The sequence below is a fragment of the Bradyrhizobium vignae genome (assembly GCF_004114425.1).
GTDB classification, from domain to species: Bacteria; Pseudomonadota; Alphaproteobacteria; order Rhizobiales; family Xanthobacteraceae; genus Bradyrhizobium; species Bradyrhizobium vignae.
On record NZ_RDQF01000081.1, the window covers coordinates 1 to 23,530 of the forward strand.

21 protein-coding genes are annotated in these 23,530 nt (G+C 64.5%); 6 read left to right on the top strand and 15 right to left on the bottom strand.

Annotated elements, in window-relative coordinates; all coding sequences use genetic code 11:
- Positions 1 to 821: mannose-1-phosphate guanylyltransferase (locus EAV90_RS36135; RefSeq protein ID WP_245509706.1), on the bottom strand; the 821-nt coding region annotated here is incomplete at its 3' end.
- A gap of 7 nt (positions 822 to 828) precedes the next feature.
- Positions 829 to 1,818 carry an NAD-dependent epimerase gene (locus EAV90_RS36140; protein ID WP_122402363.1) on the bottom strand — a complete coding sequence of 330 codons (990 nt, stop codon included), beginning with the start codon at positions 1,816 to 1,818 and terminating at the stop codon, positions 829 to 831.
- 206 nt (positions 1,819 to 2,024) lie between these two features.
- Here EAV90_RS36140 and EAV90_RS36145 point away from each other — a divergent pair, with 206 nt between their 5' ends.
- Both EAV90_RS36145 and EAV90_RS36150 read left to right on the top strand, forming a co-directional pair.
- The gene (locus EAV90_RS36145) at positions 2,025 to 2,984 is read left to right on the top strand and encodes a lysylphosphatidylglycerol synthase transmembrane domain-containing protein (RefSeq protein ID WP_122402362.1); all 960 of its coding nucleotides are present in this window, start codon (positions 2,025 to 2,027) and stop codon (positions 2,982 to 2,984) included.
- A complete protein-coding gene (locus EAV90_RS36150) occupies positions 2,981 to 4,000 on the top strand; it encodes an MraY family glycosyltransferase (RefSeq protein ID WP_122402361.1) in 1,020 nt (339 codons plus the stop codon). Before EAV90_RS36145 ends, EAV90_RS36150 begins: the two co-directional genes overlap by 4 nt.
- Here EAV90_RS36150 and EAV90_RS36155 read toward each other — a convergent pair.
- From EAV90_RS36155 to rfaD, 5 genes are all read right to left on the bottom strand, one after another.
- Entirely contained in the window at positions 3,988 to 4,935 is a 948-nt protein-coding gene (locus EAV90_RS36155; protein WP_122402360.1) for an NAD-dependent epimerase/dehydratase family protein, read from the bottom strand. The two genes, EAV90_RS36150 and EAV90_RS36155, sit on opposite strands and share 13 nt — an antisense overlap.
- 49 nt (positions 4,936 to 4,984) lie before the next feature.
- Entirely contained in the window at positions 4,985 to 6,895 is a 1,911-nt protein-coding gene (locus EAV90_RS36160) for an SDR family NAD(P)-dependent oxidoreductase (RefSeq protein WP_129146168.1), read from the bottom strand.
- 85 nt (positions 6,896 to 6,980) lie between these two features.
- Positions 6,981 to 8,267 carry an O-antigen ligase family protein gene (locus EAV90_RS36165; RefSeq protein ID WP_122402358.1) on the bottom strand — a complete coding sequence of 429 codons (1,287 nt, stop codon included), beginning with the start codon at positions 8,265 to 8,267 and terminating at the stop codon, positions 6,981 to 6,983.
- Positions 8,264 to 9,748 (bottom strand): D-glycero-beta-D-manno-heptose-7-phosphate kinase, encoded by a 1,485-nt coding sequence (rfaE1, locus tag EAV90_RS36170; RefSeq protein WP_122406556.1) that lies wholly within the window; start codon positions 9,746 to 9,748, stop codon positions 8,264 to 8,266. Before rfaE1 ends, EAV90_RS36165 begins: the two co-directional genes overlap by 4 nt.
- 13 nt (positions 9,749 to 9,761) lie before the next feature.
- Positions 9,762 to 10,742, bottom strand: coding sequence for an ADP-glyceromanno-heptose 6-epimerase (rfaD, locus tag EAV90_RS36175; protein WP_122402357.1), 981 nt, complete (start codon positions 10,740 to 10,742; stop codon positions 9,762 to 9,764).
- Between the two features lie 173 nt (positions 10,743 to 10,915).
- Here rfaD and waaF point away from each other — a divergent pair, with 173 nt between their 5' ends.
- Complete coding sequence (gene waaF, locus EAV90_RS36180) at positions 10,916 to 11,986, top strand: lipopolysaccharide heptosyltransferase II (RefSeq protein WP_122402356.1); 1,071 nt, start codon at positions 10,916 to 10,918, stop codon at positions 11,984 to 11,986.
- Between the two features lie 181 nt (positions 11,987 to 12,167).
- Here the strand turns inward: waaF and EAV90_RS36185 are convergent, their stop codons facing one another.
- Complete coding sequence (locus EAV90_RS36185) at positions 12,168 to 13,205, bottom strand: glycosyltransferase family 4 protein (protein ID WP_122402355.1); 1,038 nt, start codon at positions 13,203 to 13,205, stop codon at positions 12,168 to 12,170.
- Positions 13,206 to 13,331: 126 nt separating this feature from the next.
- Between EAV90_RS36185 and galE the strand changes: the two genes are divergently transcribed.
- The 3 genes from galE to EAV90_RS36200 all read left to right on the top strand — a co-directional run bounded on the left by galE (position 13,332) and on the right by EAV90_RS36200 (position 17,005).
- The gene (gene galE, locus EAV90_RS36190; RefSeq protein WP_122402354.1) at positions 13,332 to 14,345 is read left to right on the top strand and encodes a UDP-glucose 4-epimerase GalE; all 1,014 of its coding nucleotides are present in this window, start codon (positions 13,332 to 13,334) and stop codon (positions 14,343 to 14,345) included.
- Positions 14,346 to 14,463: 118 nt separating this feature from the next.
- Positions 14,464 to 16,266, top strand: coding sequence for an ABC transporter ATP-binding protein (locus tag EAV90_RS36195; protein ID WP_122402353.1), 1,803 nt, complete (start codon positions 14,464 to 14,466; stop codon positions 16,264 to 16,266).
- A gap of 37 nt (positions 16,267 to 16,303) precedes the next feature.
- Entirely contained in the window at positions 16,304 to 17,005 is a 702-nt protein-coding gene (locus EAV90_RS36200; RefSeq protein ID WP_122402352.1) for a fumarylacetoacetate hydrolase family protein, read from the top strand.
- Between the two features lie 63 nt (positions 17,006 to 17,068).
- On the opposite strand, the gene EAV90_RS36205 is transcribed toward EAV90_RS36200, so the two are convergent.
- The 7 genes from EAV90_RS36205 to EAV90_RS36230 all read right to left on the bottom strand — a co-directional run bounded on the left by EAV90_RS36205 (position 17,069) and on the right by EAV90_RS36230 (position 23,317).
- Entirely contained in the window at positions 17,069 to 18,409 is a 1,341-nt protein-coding gene (locus EAV90_RS36205; RefSeq protein ID WP_122402351.1) for an MFS transporter, read from the bottom strand.
- 165 nt (positions 18,410 to 18,574) lie between these two features.
- Positions 18,575 to 19,033 carry a YybH family protein gene (locus EAV90_RS36210; RefSeq protein ID WP_122402350.1) on the bottom strand — a complete coding sequence of 153 codons (459 nt, stop codon included), beginning with the start codon at positions 19,031 to 19,033 and terminating at the stop codon, positions 18,575 to 18,577.
- A gap of 10 nt (positions 19,034 to 19,043) precedes the next feature.
- Positions 19,044 to 19,973: an aspartyl/asparaginyl beta-hydroxylase domain-containing protein gene (locus EAV90_RS36215; RefSeq protein WP_122402349.1), complete on the bottom strand. Its 930-nt coding sequence runs from the start codon at positions 19,971 to 19,973 to the stop codon at positions 19,044 to 19,046.
- 131 nt (positions 19,974 to 20,104) lie between these two features.
- Complete coding sequence (locus EAV90_RS39905; protein WP_007612486.1) at positions 20,105 to 20,260, bottom strand: hypothetical protein; 156 nt, start codon at positions 20,258 to 20,260, stop codon at positions 20,105 to 20,107.
- Between the two features lie 163 nt (positions 20,261 to 20,423).
- Positions 20,424 to 21,089 carry a hypothetical protein gene (locus tag EAV90_RS36220; protein ID WP_164937255.1) on the bottom strand — a complete coding sequence of 222 codons (666 nt, stop codon included), beginning with the start codon at positions 21,087 to 21,089 and terminating at the stop codon, positions 20,424 to 20,426.
- The gene (locus tag EAV90_RS36225) at positions 21,058 to 21,714 is read right to left on the bottom strand and encodes a nucleotide-binding protein (RefSeq protein WP_245509707.1); all 657 of its coding nucleotides are present in this window, start codon (positions 21,712 to 21,714) and stop codon (positions 21,058 to 21,060) included. The genes EAV90_RS36220 and EAV90_RS36225 overlap by 32 nt, the downstream gene beginning before the upstream one ends.
- A 142-nt stretch (positions 21,715 to 21,856) precedes the next feature.
- On the bottom strand, positions 21,857 to 23,317 hold the full coding sequence (locus EAV90_RS36230; RefSeq protein ID WP_129146169.1) for a flavin-containing monooxygenase: 1,461 nt from the start codon (positions 23,315 to 23,317) through the stop codon (positions 21,857 to 21,859).
- Between the last annotated feature and the right edge of the window lie 213 nt (positions 23,318 to 23,530).

Genomic DNA, 23,530 nt, shown 5'->3' on the forward strand with positions numbered 1-23,530 from the left:
GAGCCGACGTCGGACCAGCCGCACGATACCGGCACCACGGCGGCGCGCGAGGTCTTTTCCATCACCGCATAGTCGATCGAGATCGCCTTCGCCGCGCCGAACGCTTCGGGCTCCAGCGTGACGAAGCCGAGATCGCGGCCGGCATTGTTGACGGCGCCGGTGACGGCCTCGACGCTTGCCGCATCGACCCTGCGATATTCGTCGAGCAGCACAGCGGCCGGGAACATGAAGTTGCCGCTGTTCCAGAGATAGCCGGAATTGACGTAATCGGATGCCTTCACCGCGTCCGGCTTCTCGACGAAGCGCGCCACCGCATGCACCTCGCCGGAGATCGCCTCGCCCGGATTGATGTAGCCGTATTCGGTCGCCGGCCGCTCCGGCTTGACGCCGAAGGTGACGATGCGACCGGCGCTCGCAGCCGTGAGGCCTTCGCGGCACGCCGCGACGAAGGCGGCATTGTCCTGCACCACGTGGTCGGCGGCGAGCGCGAGCACGATCGCTTCACTGGCGCGGTTCTGCGCGAACACCGCGCCGGCGGCGATCGCGGGGCCGGAATCGCGCCGCATCGGCTCGAGGATCACGTCGGCCTCGATGCCGATCTCGGCGAGCTGTTCCAGCACCATGAAGCGGTAGGCCGCATTGGTGATGACAACAGGACGATCGAACAGCGAGGGATCGGACACGCGCAGCAGCGTGTCCTGGAAGGTCGAGCGTGTGCCGAACAGCGGCAGGAATTGCTTGGGCCGCACCTCGCGCGAAGCGGGCCACAGCCGCGTGCCGGCACCGCCGCACATGATCAGGGGGATTATGCGTTTGTCCATCGTGATCTCAAACCTTGAAGTAGTCCCGATACCAGGTGACGAAATTATGGACCCCATGCTCGATCGGCGTTGACGGTGCAAAGCCGGTGTCGCGCATCAAATCCTCGACATCCGCGAACGTTTCCAGCACATCTCCCGGCTGCATCGGCAGCAATTCTTTGATCGCCGTCCGGCCCAGCTCCCGCTCCAGAAGACCGACGACGTGCATCAGTTCCTCCGGATGGTGATTGCCGACATTGTAGAGCTTAAACGGCGCATTTGCGGCAAGCGGATCGTCCGCAGGCACGAGATCGATCAGCTTGGATACGACACGGGTCACGTCATCGATATAGGTGAAGTCCCGGCGCATCTTTCCATGGTTAAAGAGCCGGATGGGCTTGCCGGCCATGATGGCGTTCACGAACAGAAACATGGCCATGTCGGGCCGGCCCCACGGCCCGTAAATGGTAAAGAAGCGCAGCCCCGTGACCGGCAGGCGATAGAGATGGCTGTAGGACTGCGCCATCACCTCGTTCGCCTTCTTCGTCGCTGCATAGAAGCTCACGGGATGATCGGTACGGTCCGCGACCGCAAATGGCAGTTTTGTGTTGGCTCCGTAAACGGAGGATGACGAGGCGTAGACGAGATGACGACAGTCGTTGTTGCGGCAGCCCTCCAGCACGTTGAGAAAGCCCACGAGATTGGAATCGACGTAAGTCTGCGGCTGCTCGATCGAGTAGCGCACACCCGCTTGCGCCGCGAGATGCACGACTTTGGCAAAACGATGTTGCGCAAACAGCGCCGTCATCGTCTCGCGGTCGGCGAGGTCGGCCTCGACGAAGGAGAAGCCGGGTGCGTCCCTGAGCAGCGCAAGGCGCGCTTTTTTCAGCGCCGGATCGTAATAGCTGTTGAGATTGTCGAGCCCGACGACGGCGCGGCCTTCGCCCAGGAGCTGCCGGGCGACATGAAAGCCGATGAAGCCGGCCGCGCCGGTAACCAAAATCGCCTGATCTGTCATCCTGTTCCCTAGGATCCGTGCCGACCCTGTTTAGCCGCCACGTTGACAGGGTCGCAATAGGCTCGCCGCTCCTGACGAGGACTCCTCGTGGCGTCCTTAACGACGGCTATTGCAAGATCGGCGCCAAAACCATACCAAAGCGGCCGAATTCGGCGCCTCGCGTCGGGTTGCCTCAAATCTTCGCAAACCCTGTCCATGCGGGCGAGATGCGCCGAATCCTGTTGTCGACGGCCAAAATCCTGATCTCCGCGGCGCTGCTCTATCTGGCGCTGCGCAAGATCGACCTGTCCGAACTGTTTTCGCGCTTCACCGTGACCAGCCTGTTCTGGATCGGCATCGCGATCGCGGTCACGTTCCTGCAGATCTTCATCGGCGCGCTGCGCTGGCGCGAGGTCAGCGCCGTCTGCAGCGCGCCGCTCGAGCTCGGCCGCGCCATGCGCTACAACGTGATCGGCTCGTTCTTCAACCAGACGCTGCCGTCGGCGATCGGCGGCGACGCGGTCCGGCTGTGGCTGGTCGCGCGCGCCGGCGCCGGCTGGCGTGCGGCGACCTACTCGATCTTCGTCGACCGCGCGATCGGCCTCATCGCGCTCGCGATCGTGATCGTCGCAAGCCTGCCCTGGAGCTACACCCTCATCACCGATCCACACGGGCGCTCCGCGCTGCTGCTCGTCGATCTCCTCGCGCTCGCCGGCGGTGTCGGCTTCCTGATCTTCGGCGCGCTGAAATGGCGCTGGCTGAAGACCTGGTGGGGGACCCATCACATTCACGCCTGTGCCGTGATCGCCAATCGCGTCATCTTCAGCCGTACACGCGGGCCGATCATCGCAATCCTGTCGATCCTCGTCCACGTGCTCGCCGTCGTCATCGCCTGGTGCGTCGTGCAGTCGATTGCGGCCCCGGTTCGCTTCAGCGACGTCTTTCTGCTCGTGCCGCCGGTGATGCTGATCACGATGATGCCGATCTCGATCGCCGGCTGGGGCGTGCGCGAGGCCACGATGGGCCTTGCGTTCGGCTTCGCCGGGCTTGCCGCCAATGAAGGTGTCAACGTCTCGCTGCTGTTCGGCGCCGTGTTCTTCATTGTCGGCGCATTCGGCGGCCTCGTCTGGATCCTCAGCGCGGAGAAAGCCGCGCAAGGATCGGCCCCGATCGGAGTGCCGGAATGAGCTCGGCCGCCGATGCGCCCACCGGCGCGCTCGTGCTGCTTGCCGTTGCGCTCGCCGCGCTGATCTCGGCGCTCGTCACCTGGACCAGCCGCCCCCTGCTCCAGCGCTACGCGCTGGCCCGGCCGAACGCGCGGTCCTCGCATCGCATCCCGACCCCGCAGGGAGCGGGCATCGCCGTGATCGCCGCGACGCTGATCGTCGCCTCGCTCTGGGGGGCCACGACCAATGTCGCGATCCCGCCGGCGCTCGTCGCCGCGACGGTCGTGATCGCATTGGTCGGCTTCGCCGACGACATCGTATCGCTGCCGGTGCTGGTGCGGCTGGTGCTGCAGGCTGCCTGCGTCGGCGCAGTGGTGTTCACCGCGCCCGAGACCGCGCGCATCGCGCCGGCGCTGCCGCTTCCGCTGGAGCGCGGCCTCATCGTCCTTGCCGGCGTCTGGTTCGTGAACCTCGTCAACTTCATGGACGGGCTCGACCTGATGACGGTGGCGGAAGTCGTGCCGGTCACCGCCGCGCTGCTGCTGCTGGGAATGCTCGGGGATCTCTCATGGCCGGCCGTGCTGATCGCCGCCGCGCTGTGCGGCGCCACGCTCGGCTTTGCGCCGTTCAACCGTCCCGTCGCAAAAGTCTTCCTGGGCGATGTCGGCAGCCTGCCGATCGGCCTCTTGCTCGGCTGGTGCCTGCTGGAGCTCGCGTTTCGCGGACAGACGGCCGCGGCGCTGCTGCTGCCGGCCTATTACCTCGCCGATTCCACCATCACGCTATTTCGACGCATCGCGCGGCGCGAGCCGTTCTGGTCGGCGCACCGCACGCATTTCTACCAGCGCGCCACTGACAATGGCTTCACGGTGCGGCAGGTGATCTGTGAGGTCTTCCTGCTCAACCTCGTCCTGGTAGGGCTCGCCATCCTCACCATCCGTGCCGCCGCGCCGGCGATCACCACGTTCGCAGTCGTTGCCGGCGCGCTCGCGGTCGCATTCGTGCTGCGCCGCTTCTCCCGGCCTCAGCGCTGCTGATCCGGCACCGCCAGGCGCAATCCCTCCTCGAGGGTGACCTGCGGCTGCCAGCCGGTTGCGATCGCCTTCGAGATGTCGAGCTCGAGCGAGCCGATCAGGCCGTCATGCATATCCTGGCGCCCCGTCACGCGGAGAACCGCGCTGAGCAGGCTTGGCGGTATGCCGAACAGCCGGGCGCTCTTGCCGGCAGCTCTCGCCAGGCACCTGACGAATTCAGGCGTCGAGACCTGCTCCCGGTCGGCCAGCAGGAAGATCTCGAACTTGCTCGCGGGGTCGGAATGGCCGAGCCGGTGCAGGATGAACGACGACAGGTTCTGCACGGAAAGAAAGTTGCGGCGATTGCGGATCGCGCCAAACGGCAGCGGCAGCCCCCGCCTGACCGCACGCATCAGCAGCGCAAAATTTCCCTTGGCGCCCGCACCATAGATCAGCGGCGGCCTGATCACCGAGATTCTCATGTCGCTGTCGTGCGCCAGCGCACTCAAGCCCGCTTCGGCCGCCGCCTTGGACGTGGCGTACAGGCCGCGCGGGGTCGGGACATCGCACTCGCGAAACGGCGCACGACCGTCATTGCTGCGGCCATGCACCAGAACGGTGCTGATGAAGATGAAATGGCGCACGCCGGCGACGGCTGCGCAGCGCGCCAGACGCAGTGTGCCCTCGACATTGACGTTGCGGTAGAGCTCGACCGCGCCCTCGTCGTTCTTGTGATGCACGCGCGCGGCGAGATGGATGACGGCGTCAACGCCTTCAAGCGCGGCCTGCCAGTCGGTCTCCGGGCCGACCGACGCGATCACGACCTCTCCGTCCGTGCCTTCCGGGCGGCGCACGGTGCGGCGAATCGACCAGCCCTCGCGTGTCAGCGCGCACACGACATGACGGCCGATGAAGCCACTCGCTCCCGTCACCAGCGCGACCGGCTTTGTCTCGCTCATTGTTGCTCCGACACAAGAGCTTTGCGCAACAATCCGTCGATCGGCACGATCACGCCGCGGTCGACCCGAATTCGGGAACGGCATCCTTCAGGATGGTTCTGATGGTCGTGCGGTCGTCGCGCGCGATCGCCTGCTCCAGCGCCGCGATCCATTTGCGCAGCGTCTGCATCGGCGGTTCGTTCGGCTGCGCGGCCATGATCCCGGCGACGCCGATCTCGCGGGTCGGTTCCTCCGACGCGAACAGGATCTCGTGCAGGCGTTCGCCCGGCCGCATGCCGGTGAACACGATCTCGATGTCGTAGCCGGGCTCGAGACCGGAGAGGCGGATCATGCGCTCGGCGAGATCGACGATCTTCACCGGCTGTCCCATGTTGAGCACGTAGACCGAGACATCCGGCCGCGCCGGTCCGAGCGCGTGCGTCGCCGCCGTGATGACGAGATCGCAAGCCTCGCGGATGGTCATGAAGTAACGGACCATTTCGGGATGGGTGACGGTGACGGGGCCGCCGGCCTCGATCTGGGCCTTGAACTTCGGCACGACCGAGCCGTTCGAGGCCAGCACGTTGCCGAAGCGGACCGAGATGAGCCGCATCGGCGGCTTGACGCCTCCGCTGGCCGCAAGATCGTGGTCGAGCGCCTGGCAATACATCTCGGCGAAGCGCTTGGTCAGACCGAGCATCGATACGGGCTCGATCGCCTTGTCGGTCGAGATCATCACCATCGCTTCCGCGCCGGCGGCAAGCGCCGCATCGGCGACGTTGATGGAGCCGAAGATGTTGGTCTTGACCCCCTCGCTCCAGTCACGCTCGAGGATGGGCACGTGCTTGAGAGCCGCGGCATGGAACACGATGTCCGGCCTGAATTCGGCCATCAGGCGCGTGATGCGCTCGCGGTCGCGGATGTCGGCGATCCGCCCTTCGATGGTGGCGACGGAGGCGCGCGCAGCGAGCGTCTCCGTGACTGCGTAGAGCGCCGGCTCGGAATTCTCCAAGATCAGCAGACGCGCCGCGCCAAAGGCAACGACGCGCTCGCAGATCTCGGATCCGATCGAGCCGCCGCCCCCGGTGACGATCACAGCCTTGCCCTTGATCAGCGCTTCCAGGCGCGCATAGTCGATCTTCTCGCTCGGCCGCAACAGGAGGTCCTCGACGGCAACCGCGGTGAGCCGCGGCACCTCGCCGCTCTCCAGCGAGGGCATGCGGCTCACGATCACACCTAGCTTGCGTGCCCGCATCAGGATCGATTCCGGATGGGCTTCCGGCTCGAACGCCGACGGTGTCATCACGATACGGGCGATCGCCTTGTTGCGCTTGGCAAAATCGGTAATGACGTCTTCGATGTCATCGATGCCGCCCAGCACCGGCACGTTGCGGATGAGTTGGCCCAGATCGGCGCGCGAGGGCGACAATATGCCGACCGGCCAGATCCGCTTGATCGCCCCACTCTCGATCCCGCGCAGCAGCACCTCCGCATCCGCGGTGCGGCCGATCAGCAGCGACGGCGCGGCGCCATCGGTCCGCGCATGACGCCGCACCCGCGTATAGCGGAAATAGCGATACGCCATGCGCAGCGCGCTGAGGAACGAGATCTCCAGGAACCAATAGAGGACGATCGTCACCTTGCCGAGGAAGAAAGCGCCACGGACATTGGGGGCGACGAAGATATAGTCGAGCACGAGCAGGCCGACCGTCAGCACGGTCGCCGCGCGAATGATGTTCAGCGCGTCCGGCAGTGAGATGAAGCGCCATTTCGTCGTGGTCAGGTTCAGGACGAAGAACACGACCACGCTGAAGGCGAGGAAATAGGGCAGGATCTGGAACAGCAGCGGCAAGCGTTCGAAGAACCCTTCGCCGCCCTCGAAGCGCAGATAGAAGGCGGCAAAAAGCGCTGCCGTGGTCGCCAGCAGGTCGTGGAGCGCAATCAGGAAATTGCGCGAGGTGAGATGCGAAAGACGCGTCATCCGCCGACCGATGAAAACCCAGTTAGATGCAACCTGACCGCGGCTGATAGCTCATCTGGACAAGACTTGCCAGCCGCGCGACCGCTCAGGAACCGGCTTCCCTCATCTTCGCCTCGACCTGTTGTGCTCGGATCACCATGCCGCCGGCGACGCCGACCCCGATGACGTACATCCAGCCCTCATGGAAGTCGAACAGATGGGAATTGAACAGCGAGGTGAAGACGTTCTGCACCACGACCAGGAGCCCGATCCAGTTGGCAAGCCCGTCGCCGCGAAACAAGCGCAGATGCAATATCCAGATCGCGTAGAGAATGGCGATGCCGATCACGCCCCATTGCACGGCAACGTTCAGCGTCTGATTATGCGGGTTGCCGATCACCTCGGCAGATGCCTGGTACTGACCGGCGGGCGTCGCGACGCGTTCGAACAATCCGCGGGTCGAGCCGGTGCCGTGCCCTTTGATCGGCGCCTCCGCGAAGAAGCCGAGCGACTTGCGCCAGAATTCGAGCCGCAGGCCCGCCGAGGTCGGTTCGCCCTTTTCCATGTAGCGCGTGTAGTCGTCGGAAAACCTCTCGGCGGTATGGCGCAAATACGGCGAGGCCTGCCAGGCGAGAACGGCGCCGACGAGCAACGCGGCGGAGATGAGCGCGATACTGCGCCATCTGAGGTGAAGCAGCGCGAACACGCCGAACATGATCGGAATGGTGACGAGCGCGGTGCGTGAAACCACCACGAACGCCATGTTGATGAAGAAGGTCAGCGCCAGTGCCGTCAGCAGCCCGGCGAACCAGTAGCTCTTCTCGCGCAGCAGCATCACGATCGGATAGGCGAGCGCGACGGCGCAGAGGGCGAATTCCTGGCTCTGGTCGATGTAGTTCTTGACGAAAATGCCGCGCTCCATGGGGTCGGTCTTGAGCGCGAGGTTCGGATAGAAGGCAACCAGCCAGGACATCACCGACAACAGGGCGCAGGACACCAGGAAGGCTACGAAGACCCACTGGCTGCGCGGCGAACGCTCGAAATGATAGAGCAGGACGGGCAGCACGAGCAGCTTGACGGTCGGATTGACCGCATAGAAGCGCGCGCCCCAGGCCGCATCCGACCACAGCGTCCCAACCAGCGCGAGCAGCACCAGCGCGATCGGCGCCGCACAGATCGGACGCTTCAGCGATTGCAGGAAGGCGCCGAAGTCGAGGAACGGCACCACGCAGAGCAGCATCAGCGCGTTGAAGATTCCCGCAAGCGACGTCGACCAGGGCAGCGAGGCCGCGGTCAGGATCGCAAACAGATCGACTGTGTCGCGCCAGGCCGTCGGACTGCGCAGGCGTCGCCGCAACATATGGCCGGGGGTCTCCCGGGCGAGTACCGTCACTTGTCCCCTCCCCGCGCGCGATGAACCAGCGCCGTCGTGCTGAAGCCCTGGAGAATGTCGACCAGCACGACCGTTCCGCCCGCGGCTTCGACCACCTCGTGGCCGACAACCTGCTCGCGGGTGTAGTCGCCGCCCTTCACCAGCACGCCGGGCTTGATCCTGGTGATCAGGTCGATCGGCGTGTCTTCCGCGAAGATGACGACGAGATCGACGGCTTCCAGCGCGGCGAGCACCTCGGCACGCGCGCGCTCGTCCTGCACCGGACGATCGGCGCCCTTCAGCCGCCGCACCGAAGCGTCGCTGTTGAGCCCCACGATCAGCCGATCACAGGCGGCACGCGCCGCCGTCAGCACCTTGACGTGACCGGGATGGAGGATGTCGAAACAGCCATTGGTGAAGCCGACGCGCTGCCCTTGCCTCCTCCATTCGGCGAGCTGCGCATCGAGCGCGGCCGGATCGAGCACGATCTTCTCCTCCGCCGCGAGAGTGGCATGCGGCAGGATCTTTCGTCGCAGCTCGGCCGCGCTCACGCTGGCGGTGCCCTGCTTGCCGACGGCGACGGCGGCGGCGGCATTTGCCACGCGCAGCGCCGTGTCCCAGTCCGCGCCGGCCGCAAGCGACACCGCAAGCGCAGCGGCGACGGTGTCACCTGCGCCGGAGACGTCGCGCACCTTCACCGGGAAAGCCGGAACGTGAACGGCCCCGCCCTGCCGCGGCACCAGCGTCATGCCGTGCTCGCCCTGCGTCACCAGGATCGCGTCGCAATCGGCGAGCCGCATCACATCCTCGCTGGCCTCGACGATGCTCTGCACCGTCTCGGCGCGGCTGCGAGTCGCTTCCGAAAATTCCCTGCGGTTGGGGGTGAGCAGCGTAGCGCCGCGATAGATCGCCCAATTCAGGCTCTTGGGATCGACGATCACGCGCTTACCGAGCTTTCGCGCGGCATCGATGGTGTGGCGGATCACGCGCGCCGTCAGCACGCCCTTGGCGTAATCCGACAGCAGCACGATATCGGCGCGCGCGATCTGCGGCAGGATGGCGTCGATCAATTTCGTTTCGACGTCATCGGACGCAGGCAGCGCCTGCTCCCAATCCGCGCGCAGCATGTGCGTCGAAAAATGCTCGGAGACGAAACGGACTTTGCGCGTGGTCGGCCGCGAGGGGTCGCACACCAGCACGCTTTCGATGCCGGCTTGATCATCGATCGCCGCCTTGAGCCGCTTGCCCGCATCGTCTTCGCCGACGAGGCCGACGAAGATACAGCGCGCGCCGAGCGAAGCGACGTTGCGCGCGACGTTGCCGGCGCCACCGACGTGGATCTCGCTGCGCTGGGCGGCGATCACGGGCGCCGGCGCTTCCGGCGAGATCCGCGACACCTCGCCATAGACGAACTCATCCAGCATGATGTCGCCGATGCACAGCACCGTGCGGCCTGAGATGGCTTGCGCGAGGGCATCGAAATCGAGAATGGGCGTCGGCATGGTCTGAAGGGCCTCAACGAAAGCGATCGGGCCGGTCGAGATAATCCCCGACATAGGCCTTCACCGCGTCCTCGAGCATCGTGAAGCCGCCGTTATAGCCGGCGCGGAGCAGACGATCGACCTCGCTCTGGGTGAAATACTGGTAGCTGTCGCGAATCTGCTCGGGCATGTCGATGTATTCGATGTTGGACCTGGTGCCGAGCGCCGCATAGGCAGCCAGCATGAGGTCCTTGAAGCTGCGCGCCTTGCCGGTGCCGACGTTGAACAGGCCGGACACCGACGGCGTCGCGAGCAGCCACAGGACGACGCGCACCACGTCGTCGACATAGATGAAATCGCGGCGCTGGTCGCCGTCCGCGATGCCCTCGCGATGCGACTTGAACAGCTGCACGACGCGGCCCGCCCTGACGTCGTCGAAGCGCCGCGCCAGCACGCTCATCATCGAGCCCTTGTGATACTCGTTCGGGCCGAACACGTTGAAGAATTTCAGGCCGGCCCATTGCGGCGGCAGCCGATCGCCGCGCGCGACGCGCTCGGCGACGGCGAGATCGAACAGGTGCTTGCTCCAGCCGTAGAGATTCATCGGCCGCAATTTCTTCAACGCCGGCAGCGACGCGTCGTCGTCGAAGCCTGCCGTGCCGTCGCCATAGGTCGCCGCCGAGGACGCGTAGATGAACGGCACCGCGTTCATCGTGCACCAGTCCAGAAGGCGCATCGACAGGCGGAAGTTGGTCTCGATGACGAGGTCGCCGTCGATCGCGGTGGTCGCGGAAATCGCCCCGAGATGGATCATGGCCTCCAACTTGCGGCCCTTCAGCCAGCCCTCCAGCTCGGCCGGGGGAACGATATCCACAAGCTGCCGCTTGGCCAGGTTGCGCCACTTGCCCTCGGTGCCGAGCAGGTCGCAGACCACGACGTCGCTGCGACCGGCCTCGTTCAGCGCGGCCACGACATTCGATCCGATAAAACCGGCCCCGCCGGTCACCAGCAACATTCCACCTACCTGCCCGATTTTTCTTAAGGTCCGACCCTGCCGTAGCGCATCATCCGCCAAAGTGTAAGCATTTTGGGCAGCCGCTTTTGCACTCGCGCTCTGCCTGCTTTACGTCCCGCCCCGGAGCGGCTAACCGAACCGCCACATCAGCTCGCCTTCGGACCTGTTAACGAATGAACAGAGATTCGCAACTTAGCGGACATGCAGATCGGGACGATACGCGCCCGATCCTGATCATTCCCTACATGTGGATCGGCGATTTCGTCCGGAATCACACCGTGGTGCGGGTCCTGAAGGAGCGGTGGCCGAACCGGCCGGTCGATCTGCTGACCACATCCCTGTGCGCGCCGCTGATCGATTACATGCCAGGCGTCCGGCAGGGGATCGTCTGGGACCTTCCGCGCAGCCGGCTGGCCGTGGGCCGGCAGTTCGGTCTGGCAAAACTGCTTCGAAAGCGGAACTACGGCACCGCCCTGGTGCTGCCCCGGACCTGGAAGGCGGCTATCGCGCCGGCGCTGGCCGGCATCCCCGAACGAGTCGGCTTCGTCGGCGAGTTCCGCTTCGGGCTGATCAATCGGTGGCGCTGGGGCGAGAAGAAGCTGCCCCGCTTCATCGACAAGAACGCCGCCCTCGCCCAGCCCGACGGCACCCCCTTGCCGGCGGAATGGCCGGTGCCGCAACTGCGCGTCCCGGCTGAAGAGATCGTCCGCTGGCGCCAGGCCAATGGCCTCAGCGCCGGCGCCGCGGTGGCGCTCGCCCCAGGCTCGGTCGGCGTCTCAAAGCGCTGGACCTACTATCCCGAGGCCGCCCGCCTGCTGGTCGAGCGCGGGCTCGAGGTCTGGGTGGTCGGCGGCCCCGCCGAAAAGAGCCTTGCCCAGGAGATCGTCGCCGCGGGCGGCCCCAAGGTGCGGGACCTCACCGGCAACGATCTGCGCAACGGCGTCCTCGCCATGGCGGCGGCGGGCGTTGCGATCTCCAACGATTCCGGCCTGATGCACATCGCCGCCGCGCTCGGCACGCCCACCATGGGCATCTTCGGCCCGACCAGCCCCTACCTCTGGGCCCCGCTGAACGGCCTCGCGGCAACGGTGGTGCAGGACAAGAGCGCGCTCGCCTGCCAGCCCTGCCAGAGCACGATCTGCAAGATGAACGACCACCGCTGCATGCGGGATATCGCAGCGAGCGAGGTGGTGGGGATTGCGCAGAGGGTGCTGGGTGAGGCGGGGGCGAAGGTTACGACCTGAGACGATCGGGGCTCGCGCCGATGATGGCATCCTGCCACTGTTTTGCCCGACGAGTCAAAGCGCCTGTTCGAAAAAACCGCAATCGATCTGACTGTCAGCCAAGTTCTTGATTTTGCTGGCCCCGGCTACTGTGCATGGGGTTGTTTTCGCAGTTTTTGCTTCGCAGCCCCGAGAGCTGTGCTCAGAGCAGCGGCCGATAGACCGCGCCGATGCGCGCCGCCTCGGCATCGAGGCTGAATCGTTCGAGCACCCGCGCGCGCCCGCGCGCGCCCATGGCCGTCGCAGCAGCCACATCGCGCATCAGTGGCTGGAGCGCGGCGACCAGTGCGTCGGCATCTCCCGTCGGGATCAGCACGCCGCTCACCCCATCCTCCACCACGAGCTCGGCCGCGCCGGCGCGTGCGGCGACCAGCGCGCTCCCCGCCGCCATCGCCTCGATCAGCGTCAGGCCGAAGCCTTCGTTGCGTGAGGTGAAGGCGTAGATCGTCAGCCGCTGATACCAGCGCTGCACCGCTTCGATCGGCAATTCGCCGGTGATGACGATGCGCGATTGCAGGCCCGCAGCTTCGATGCGCTTCTTCAGGTCGTTCGCGAAGGCCGTCTGCTCGGGTGTGACCTGCCCGACGATGACGGCGGTGAAATCGGGATAGCGCGGCAGCAAGCGGCACATCGCATCGACGAACACGTCGGTGCCCTTCTGCGCCCGCACGCGGCCGAAGCAGCCGATGGCGTAGCGGCCCGGCAGGCCGCTTTCGGCAAAGGCAGCAGCGCGATCGGCCGGCGGCGCATAGACGTCGGTGTCGACGCCGTGCGGGATCACCGTCGCCTTCACCTTCAGGAACGAGGCCGAGAGATCTGACGTCGCGATGATCGCGTCCATGCGCCGGATCAGCCAGCGCGTGATCCAGCTGTGATGCCGCTGGGCCGCGGAGGTGAACACGAGCCTCAGCGGCCAGCCGAGCGCGCGCAGCACGACACCGGCGATCATCTCGTTGTTGCGGCGTGCATGCCAGATCACGGGTCGCTTGCGGCCCCACAGCTTCAGGAAATCGGCAACGCTCAGCCGCGCGATCCCCTCCGGCGCGTCCGAGCCGAACCATGCGGCGCGAAACAGCCTTGCCAGGCGCGGCGCCACCATCCGGTTGGTCGCGGTGACCCCGGAATAACGCCTGTGCAGATTTGGCACGATCACTTCCAGATCGCCGGGGAAATTCGCCACGTCACACTCCGTTTCGGAAAGTCCCTATACGCAACATTAAGCATAGTGACCAGTTCAGGTCCGCCGATACCCCCTCTTCACCACGCAAGCGCTAGCCTTGCGCGTTGATCGAAGACGGGTGAGATCATGACTGTGCTAGTCACCGGCGGCGCCGGCTACATCGGAAGTCATACGGTCCTGGCGCTGGCGGAAGCCGGCGAGGACGTCGTCGTGATCGACGATCTCTCCACCGGATTCTCCGCTTACTTGCCCGAAGGCGTTCCGCTGTTCATCGGCGATGCCGGTGATGAAAACCTGCTCGAAGGCGTTATCGCCCAGCACGACATCGAGAGCATCATCCATTTCGCAGGCTCGGTTGTCGTGCCGGATTCGATGCGTGATCCGCTCGGCTACTACCGCAACAATTTCACGACCGCGCGCAACCTGCTCAACGTGGCGGTCAAGCGCGGCATTGGCCGCTTCATCTTTTCCTCGACCGCCGCCGTCTACGGCAATCCGGACCAGATGCCGGTGCCCGAGCACGCGCCGACGCGGCCGCTGTCGCCCTACGGCTCGTCGAAGCTGATGACCGAGATCATGCTGCACGACGTCGCCGCCGCCTACGGCATGCAATACGTGACGTTGCGTTACTTCAATGTCGCCGGCGCCGATCCGCAGGCGCGCATCGGCCTTGCCACGGTCGGCGCCACGCACCTGCTCAAGATCGCGGTGGAAGCCGCCACCGGCCAGCGCGCCAAGATCGACGTGTTCGGCACCGACTATCCAACCCCCGACGGCAGCTGCATCCGCGACTTCATCCACGTCACGGACCTGTCGCAGGCCCATCGCTCCGCGCTGGCCTATTTGCGCAACGGCGGCGCCTCGACGACGCTGAATTGCGGCTATGGCCGAGGCTATTCGGTGTTGGAGACCATCGACGCGGTGCGCCGGGTTTCGGGCCGCAGCTTCGCCGTGCAATACGCCCCACGCCGGCCCGGTGACATCATGACCATGGTCGCCGACACCGGCCGCATCCGCAGCCTGCTCGACTGGCGGCCGCAATACGACGACCTCGAGACGATCGCAGCCCATGCGCTGGCCTGGGAGGACAAGCTGTTCCGCGAGCGCCACGGCGAGCTCCGCCACGCCGCCTCGGCCTAGAATCGTCCCAAGCGCAAGCCCTCAATTGGGCTTGAAAAACCCGGCTTGAGCGGGCACAGAGGCCCATCGATCCCTGACGCGCGGGCAGGCTTTGTCCTGCGCGGTCAATGGACACCGGATGGCCCAGTTTCCAAAGAAAATCACCGACGATCCCTACGCGGCAGCGGTCTTGATTCGCCGCCTGATCATGGAACAGGGGATCGCCTACTGGCGGCGCTATCTCGTTGCCTTCGCGCTGATGGCGCTGGCCGCCGGCGCGACCGCATGCGCGACCTATGTGCTCGGCCAGGTCATCAACCAGGCCTATGTAGACAAGAACATCCCGGGCATCGCGATGTTCTCAGGGATCACGGTGCTCCTGCTCTTCATCAAGGGCGTGGCAACCTACGGCCACATGGTGATCCTAACCAAGATCAGCAACGCGATCCTCGCCACCAACCAGCGCCAGCTGTTCGCAAAACTGATGCGCGAAAGCGTCGGCTTCTTCTCCGAGCGGCATTCGTCCGAGTTCCTGGCGCGGCTGACCGCCGGCGCCAAATCGATCACCGACGTGCTGAATATGCTGGTCAATGCCATCGGGCGCGATCTCTTGATGCTGCTCGCCATGATCGGCGTGATGGTGTGGCAGGACCCGCTGATGTCGTTCATCGGGCTTGTCGCGGTGCCGCCGGCGATGCTGGTGCTGCGCAAGCTGGTCAAGCGCATCAAGGGCCTCGCCTTCAACCAGTTCACCGGCACCGCCGACATCATGGAGACGATGCAGGAATCGCTGCAGGGCATCCGCACCGTCAAGGCCTTCACACTTGAAGAGACCATGCAGAAGCGCATCGACGAGAACATCGCGATCGTCGAGCGCAATGCCAACAAAATGGCCCGCGTCGCCAACCGCTCCAACCCGCTGATGGAAATGCTCGGCGGCTTCGCCGTCGCCGGCTGCCTGATGTATGGCGGCTACGCCGTGGTCGCGCTCAACGCCACTCCGGGCGCGTTCTTCTCCTTCATGACCGCCTTCCTGATGGCAACCGAGCCCGCCAAGCGGCTGGCGCGACTCAATATCGACCTTAATAGCCAGTTGGTCGGCGCGCGCATGCTGCTCGAGGTCGTCGACAGCCCCGCGAGCGAGCAGTCCGACGACGACAAGCCGGCGCTGAAGCTCTCCGACGCGCGGATCGAGCTGCGCGACGTCAGCTTCGCCTATCGTTCGGGCGAGACCGTGCTCAACCGCATGAGCTTCATTGCCGAGCCGGGCAAGGTGACTGCGCTGGTCGGCCCCTCCGGCGGCGGCAAGTCGACCGTGCTGGCGCTGCTTTTGCGCTTCTACGAGGTGACGCAGGGCGACATCGTGATCGACGGCCAGTCGATCGCCTCGGTCTCGCGCAAATCGCTGCGCGCGCAGACCGCCTATGTCGGCCAGGACGTCTACCTGTTCCGCGACACCATCCGGAGCAACATCGCCTTCGGCAAGCCGGGCGCCAGCGAGGACGAGATCATCGAGGCGGCAAAGGCGGCCTGCGCGCATGATTTCATCATGGGCTTTCCGCTCGGCTACGACACGCCCGTCGGCGAGCACGGCACGCAGCTCTCCGGCGGCCAGCGCCAGCGCATTGCGGTCGCGCGAGCGCTACTCAAGAACGCTCCGATCATCCTCTTGGACGAAGCCACCGCCGCGCTCGATTCCGAATCCGAGCGGCAGGTGCAGGAGGCGATCGAACATCTCTGCCGGAACCGCACCACCATCGTGATCGCGCACCGCCTGCACACCATCATGCACGCAGACAACATCCTGGTGGTCGAGGGCGGCGAGATCGTCGAGCAGGGCCGCCATGACGAGCTGCTCCGCCGCGGCGGCCGCTACGCCTCGTTCTTCCGGCTGCAACATCGGGACGCCGGCGCACTGGCGCCGATCAGCGCAACCGCATAGAGTTCCTTATCAACCTCAAGAGCCGCGAGACCGCTTCATGAACGCCGCCTCCTACGTCATCCCGCTTCCGCCCCAGGCTTCGCTTCCCGTCGTCGGCGAGAGCGGTCGTTATCCGGTGCGCCGCATCTGGTGCGTCGGCCGCAACTATCTCGAGCACATCCGTGAGATGGGCAATGACGAGCGCGCGCCGCCGTTCTTCTTCGCCAAGCATGCCGACATGCTGGTGCCGGACGGCGCCACCATCCCCTATCCGCCGCTGACCAAGGATTTGCATCACGAGGTCGAGCTGATTGTCGCGATGAAGAGCGGCGGGCTCAACATCCCGGCCGAGAAGGCACTCGATCACGTCTACGGCTACGCCGTCGGCATCGACCTCACCCGCCGCGACCTCCAGATCGCCTCGCGCAAGAAGGAGCGTCCCTGGGAGATCGGCAAGTCGTTCGATTATTCGGCGCCCTGCTCCGCGATTCAGCCGGCCTCCAAGATCGGCCATCCCGCCAAGGGCAAGATCTGGCTGACGGTCAACGGCAAGGAAGCCCAGAAGGGCGATCTCACCGAGCTGATCTGGAACGTGCCCGAGATCATCTGGCAGCTCTCGCAGCAGGTGAAGCTCGCCGCCGGCGACATCATCATGACGGGCACCCCGGCCGGCGTGTCGCAGCTCCAGGTGGGCGACAAGCTCGAATGCGGCGTCGACGGCGTCGGCACGCTGAAGGTCGCGATCGGCCAGCCGGAATAGGCTGAGCTCGAGATCACAGAAAGGCGAAGCCCCGGACGTCGCGCCCGGGGCTTTTTTGCGGCCTCAAGCTCGCCGCTGATGCGCGCCCGCCGCGTTGATGTCCTTCCCGGTGTAATCGGTCATCATCGCGGTCGCGGCCAGCGTCATGACAGCGCAGATCGCGATGTAGATCGCGATCGGGGTCGCCGAGTGGAACGTGCCGAACAGCCATGTTGCGATCAGCGGCGCCGGGCCGCCGGCGATCACGGATGCAAGTTGATAGCCGAGTGAGGAGCCGCTGTAGCGCAAGCGTCCGGTAAAGCTCTCGGCAATCAAGGCGGCCTGCGGGCCGTACTGCATGTCGTGCGGGATCAGCGACAGGATGATCGCGAGGAAGATGATGACTGACGATCCGGTGTTGAGCATCGCGAAATAGATGAAGCCGAAGATGCCCGTCACGGCAGCGCCGATCATATACATGTTCTTGCGGCCGATCTGATCGGAGATATGTCCGCACAACGGGATCGAGACGAACGACAGCACCGAAGCCGAGAGCACCGCAGTCAGCAGGAAGTCGCGCGAAACGTGCAGGGTACCGATGCCGTAGGAGAAGACGAAGGCGGTGAAGATGTAGAACGGCGCCTGCTCCGACATCCGCGCGAAGGCCGAGAGCAGAATCTCCTTCGGATACTCCCGGATCACGGTCAGCATCGGGGTGCGGTCGACCTGTCGTTCGGCCACGAGCTTTGAGAACACAGGCGTTTCGAGAATGCCGAGCCGGATATAGAGGCCGACGCCGACCAGGATGATGCTGAGCGCGAACGGAATGCGCCAGCCCCACGCCAGGAACTGATCGCCCGCCATCTGGCTGAACGCCAGCACGGCGAGGTTGGCGAGGAATAGGCCACAGGGCACGCCGAATTGCGGCCATGAGGCGATCAATCCTCGCGATCGGTCGTTGCGGGCCCATTCCATCGACATCAGCACGGAGCCGCCCCACTCGCCGCCGACGCCGACGCCCTGAATGAATCGCAGCACGGTCAGGATCACGGCACCCCAGATGCCGATGCTCGCATAGGTCGGGACTATGGCCACCGCGGCGGTCGCTAGTCCCATCAAGAGCAGCGTCGCAATCAGCGTGGATTTGCGCCCAATGCGGTCGCCATAATGGCCAAAGATTGCTGCGCCAATGGGTCGCGCGACGAAGCCGACTGCGTAGATCGCGAACGCCTCCAGCGTGCCAACCCAGGGGTCGGACTTTGGAAAGAACAGCTTTGCGAAAACCAGCCCCGTGACGGTGCTGTAGAGGAAGAAATCATACCATTCGATCGCGGTCCCTACCGTGGACGCGATGACCGCGCGACGAAGCTGGCGCTGATGCTCGGATGCAGTAAGTCGGGTGGCATCAAGGTCGAGTGTTGCCATGGGAGCGTTTCCCTCGAACAGCCCCCCGGTTGCGCGTTTTCACCGGTTGTTTGCTGAGGAACAAACGAGCTTGGGTTCCAAGGGTTCCCCGCCGAGCTGGAACGAGAACCTAGAACTTTAGTTGGCCTACAAAGCCGGCCGCGCCCGCTGCCGGGGTGCCTAGCTCTACCAGGCCTTCACCGGCCGATTGGCGTGGCTTGCCTGCGGCACGCCGCGATTGAGCGACATGTGCGAATGCACGCACAGCCATCCATCGCCGTTTCTTGCAAACACCATCGTCGCCCGGCCCGGCCGCGAAAACGCGCTGCCATCAGGGTGATAGCCGGTGCTCGTCCACGGCGCGATCACGGTCGCCATCGCTCCGTCTGGTGATGCCAGAACAGAGGTTTGATCGAGGACGAAACGGAAGTCACTCGTCTTGGGCCAGACGTTGTCCCATTGCGTCGAGACCCATTGATCGAGGCCGGGGATGACATCGTTATGCGTGCCGAAGGCGAGCACATCCGGATGGAAGAGCGGCCTCGCCGAGGCGTAGTCGACCTCGCGGACATAGCCCGCGAAGATTTCCAGCCACTGGCGGAAGAACTGCGTGATCTCCGCGTTAGCAATCGGCAAGGGCGCCATCGCGGACCCTTCACCGCAGCGCCGACAGCACGATCAGCCCGAGGATCAGCGCCGTCAGCGAGTATTTGAGCGTGTAGTAGACGTTGCGGTTCCACTCCTTGACCTTGCGGCTGGCGAGATGGATCTCGTAGAGCTTGCCGAACACCTTATTGAGCACGCCGACATTCTCGCCGTCGACGTTCTGCGTCGCAGACGCCTTGACGATGTGATGGCTGACCCAGCGGTTGATCGCGGTCATGAAGCCGAACTTCATCGGACGCTCGACGTCGCAGAACAGGATGATGCGGTTGACGTCGGTCGCATTCTCCGCGCTGTGGATGAAGGTCTCGTCGAACATGAAGGCCTCGCCGTCGCGCCAGACGCATTCGACACCGTCCACGAGGATGCGGCACTTGTTCGAGTTCGGCGTGACCAGGCCGAGGTGATAGCGCAGCGAGCCCGCGAAGGGATCGCGGTGCGCGCCGAGCTTGCCGCCCGGCGGCAGCATCGCGAACATCGCGCCATGCACGCTGGGGATCGAATTGAGCAGCTCCACCGTCTTCGGGCACAGCGTGCGCGCCGAGGGCAGGAAGTCGTCGTACCATTTCAGGTAAAACCGCTTCCAGCCGCTCTTGAAGAAGGAATAGAAGCCCCAGTCGTTGTTCTTGGCGGCGGCGCGGATGAAGCCCTCGTCGAACAGGCGCACGGCCTCGTCGCGGATGGTCTCCCAGTTCTCACTCAGGGGCTTCAGCTCGGGAAACTGATCGACCGAGATCACCGGCTTGTTGGGCACCGCCGAGCCGGCATACATCAGGACGTTGTAGGGCGCGAGATAGGTCGAATGGTCGCCGAGCTGGCGCGCGAAGCGCAGCCGCTGCTTGCCGCGGAAATGAACGTAGATCGTCGACGCCGCAAGCACATAAAGAATGACAAGTTGCGGCGCAAAAAGCTGTTTCAGCATTTCCCCAATCCCGAGTGACCCAGCCGGGGTGTCGTGTAGCCCGGCCGGGCCGCACCGGCAAGATATCACCGATGGGTTGCAATCACGCGCGAGAGAGCAAGGGGATGGAACTTGGGCCGAAACCGCCCGAATCAGGCCCGTGATAGCGCCTGGAGCCCCTTGAAGGTCAGACGTTTGGGGTCGGTGACGCCGGCGAGGTAGAGACGGCGGATGAAGGCGATGACGGCGTCGCGGTCACAATCGGTCAGCGCGACGACGGCGTCGACCGCGATTCTCTGGGCTTCCATTGGGCTCACCTCGGCCTTGCGAGTAACCCGGCCGGGAGAGGCTAGGACTCATCCGTTAATCCGGCGTTAACCGTCGGGCGGGATGGCTGATTCAGACGGGCGGCCGAATACGCAAGAAACATTCGCGCGCGCGGGACGTACTACTATCCTGATTCCGATGCGGCTATTCGGCGCCGGACGTTCTCGCATTGCGTGTCAATGATCTTAGCAGTTCGGCCTGCTGTTGCACCAACTCACACTGCTTTCGCGCATGCGAGCTCGACAACTCGACCCACTGCGAGAGCGTTCTCACGCGGCTCAACTCGCGCGTATACTGCAGGGTAGCGCCTGCATTCACTTTCATCAATTCGAGCACGACAGCGTGACACTCGGCTGCAGCTCCGTCCAGGACGTCGCTTTCCGGGCTGGCAATATCCTTCGTATATTCGAACACATGCACGCCCAGCTTCATTGTCTCGAGGGCCCGCGTCTGCATCTCTTTGGCGATCTCCACGGCAAGAGCGGAGGTGCTGCTGGCATTTTGGAATTGCGTCGAAGCCAACTCCACCTTCGTAGATGCGCAAGTCGCGACGTTGTCGGTTGCCGCCGGAACGGTCGTCTCTGCAGGCACCTTTCGCGCAGGTGTCTTTCGCGCAGGTGTCTTTCGAGCAGGCCGCTTGGCTGCCCGCTCGCTCCGGAGTTCATCGCCTCGTGGGACGGCGACCGGATCGGGCGGTATCTCCAAGAGGCTCTCGTCGATGCTACGGCTCGCCGCCGCAGTCAGGTCCACCAGCGACCGACGTCTGGCGCGTGCGCCATCAGCAGGCTGTCTCGACTGCGCCTTGCCCATGATGATTCGACTCCGTGAAGATGTGCTCCGAAATCCACCGCCACAGCCCAACGATCTCGTCCGAGGCTTTGCCGTCCGGCGCAAACTCCGTGACACCCAAGCCTACCCCGAGCGCGTCCTGGTGATCGTTGCGCTGTCCAATGAAGGGAAGCGCAAGCACGCCCAGCGAGTTGAGCGAAGTGGCAGCTTCACTCAGCCGGCACCCCCGTGTGGGCGTCTGATTGAGGATGAAGGCAAACCGGCGGTTACCCCTGCGAATGGCCAACAGCGTAGGGATGGCAGCTTCGATATCGGCCGGGCTCGGACGCGCCGGAATGAGACAGAAGTCGGCATTGGTGATGGCGCGCAGCGCCAAGGCATTATTCGTGGCGGCCGTGTCGATGATTGCGAGCCCAATCCCTTCGGCCCGTAGCCGAGAAAGCGCCGGCTCGATCTCCGCCGGATCGGCAACGCACTCGACACGGGGAAAGCAATTCTCGCGACGCTGTTTCCATTTCGAAATGGTGCCCTGCGCGTCAGCCTCAATGAGAGCGACGCGCTCTTCGCGTTCCATAGCGGCCACTGCAAGCCCAACGGCCAGCGTACTCTTGCCGCTTCCGCCTTTTTGCGTGACCAGAGCAAGCACGTGCACGTCCCGCGCTCCCATCAATGCCAGCGACGCGGAACTCAGGCGCTGTCGGAAGTAAATTGCATGCGACGCAGCAATACTACTTCAAGTCGCCGTTCGCCTCAAGCGATCGGCGGGTTCCTCCGGCAATATACGGAGATCAGGAATACCTCATCACGCCGTCGTCGATCCGGCCGAAGCGCAAGGAGAGGATGTCGAGCGCGTAATTTTGGTAGAGCCGCCACGGCCGCTTCGAGCCTTGCTTCGGCATCTTGGCGATCGAGCGCTGCACGTAGCCAGAGGTGAAATCGAGCGAGGGCTGCGCGGTGATGGTTGGATCGTCATTGTGCGGCATGCATTGCCGGAAATTGTGCCGGTCCATATAGTTGATGAGCCGGCAGACATATTCGCAGGTGAGATCGCATTTCAGGGTCCAGGACGCATTGGTGTAGCCGAAGGCAGAGGCCATGTTCGGCACGTCGGCATACATCATGCCCTTGTAGGTCAGCGTTTTGGCGAAATCGACGGCGCGGCCATCGACGCTGACCTCGAGGCCGCCGACGACCTGGAGCACCAGCCCGGTCGCCGTCACGATGATGTCGGCGGCAAGCTCGCGGCCGTTCTTCAGGCGGATGCCAGCGCGCGTAAACGTGTCGATCTCATCGGTGACGACGGAGGCGCGCTGCTCGCGGATCGCCTTGAACAGATCGCCGTCCGGCACGAGGCAGAGCCGCTGGTCCCAGGGATTGTAGCGCGGCGTAAAATGGGTGGCGACATCGTAGTCGGGGCCCAGCGCGATTCTCACGCCCTTGAGGATGAGGTCCTTCACCTTGGCAGGTCGGCGCCGGCTGAGCTGGAAGAAGAACATCCCCCACATCACGTTGCGCCAGCGGATCAGATGATAAGCAAGGCGCGTCGGGAGATTGCGTCGCAATTTGTTGGCAACGGGATCCTGGGCCGGACGCGACACCACATAGGTCGGCGAGCGCTGCAGCATGGTGACCTGCGCCGCCTTCTTGGCGAGCTCCGGCACCAGCGTCACCGCTGTGGCGCCCGAGCCGATCACGACGACGCGCTTACCCGCGTAATCGATATCCTCGGTCCATTTCTGCGGATGCACAATGCGGCCGGCGAAATCCGCCACGCCCTTGAACTCCGGCGTATAGCCCGCCTCGTATTTATAATAGCCAGAGCACATGAATAGGAAATTGCAAGTGAAGCGCACGAGCTCGGTCGCGCCCTCGCCCGAGATGCGCTCAGCTTCCACCGTCCAGCGCGCGTCTGGTGTCGACCACGCCGCGCGCTTGACGCGATGAAGATACCGGATGTGCTTGTCGATGCCGTTCTCGACCGCGGTCTCGCGCACATAGTTCAGGATTTGCGGCCCGTCGGCGATCGCCTTCGGGTCGGTCCACGGCTTGAAGGAATAGCCCAGCGTGAACATGTCGCTGTCGGAGCGAATACCGGGATAGCGGAACAGGTCCCAGGTGCCGCCGATGCAGTCCCGTCCCTCCAGGATGACGTAGCTCTTGGCCGGGCATTTGGTCTGTAAATGATAGCCCGCGCCGATGCCGGACAGGCCGGCACCGACGATCAGCACGTCGAAATGTTCTTGAGACATCGTCTCTCCCGCCGTCGTCATGCCCCGGCTTGACCGGGGCATCCAGTATTCCAGAGACGCCGCGACTTATCACGTCTGCCGCAGCGTACTGGATCGCCCGGTCAAGTGTTCAGCCCGGGGACATGACCGACGGGTGTTCGGGGACATAGCCGACACATCATAGTGCAGGGATTTGGCAGTAAAGGAGGCCAAGTCCATGCCCTGGCGAGAGGT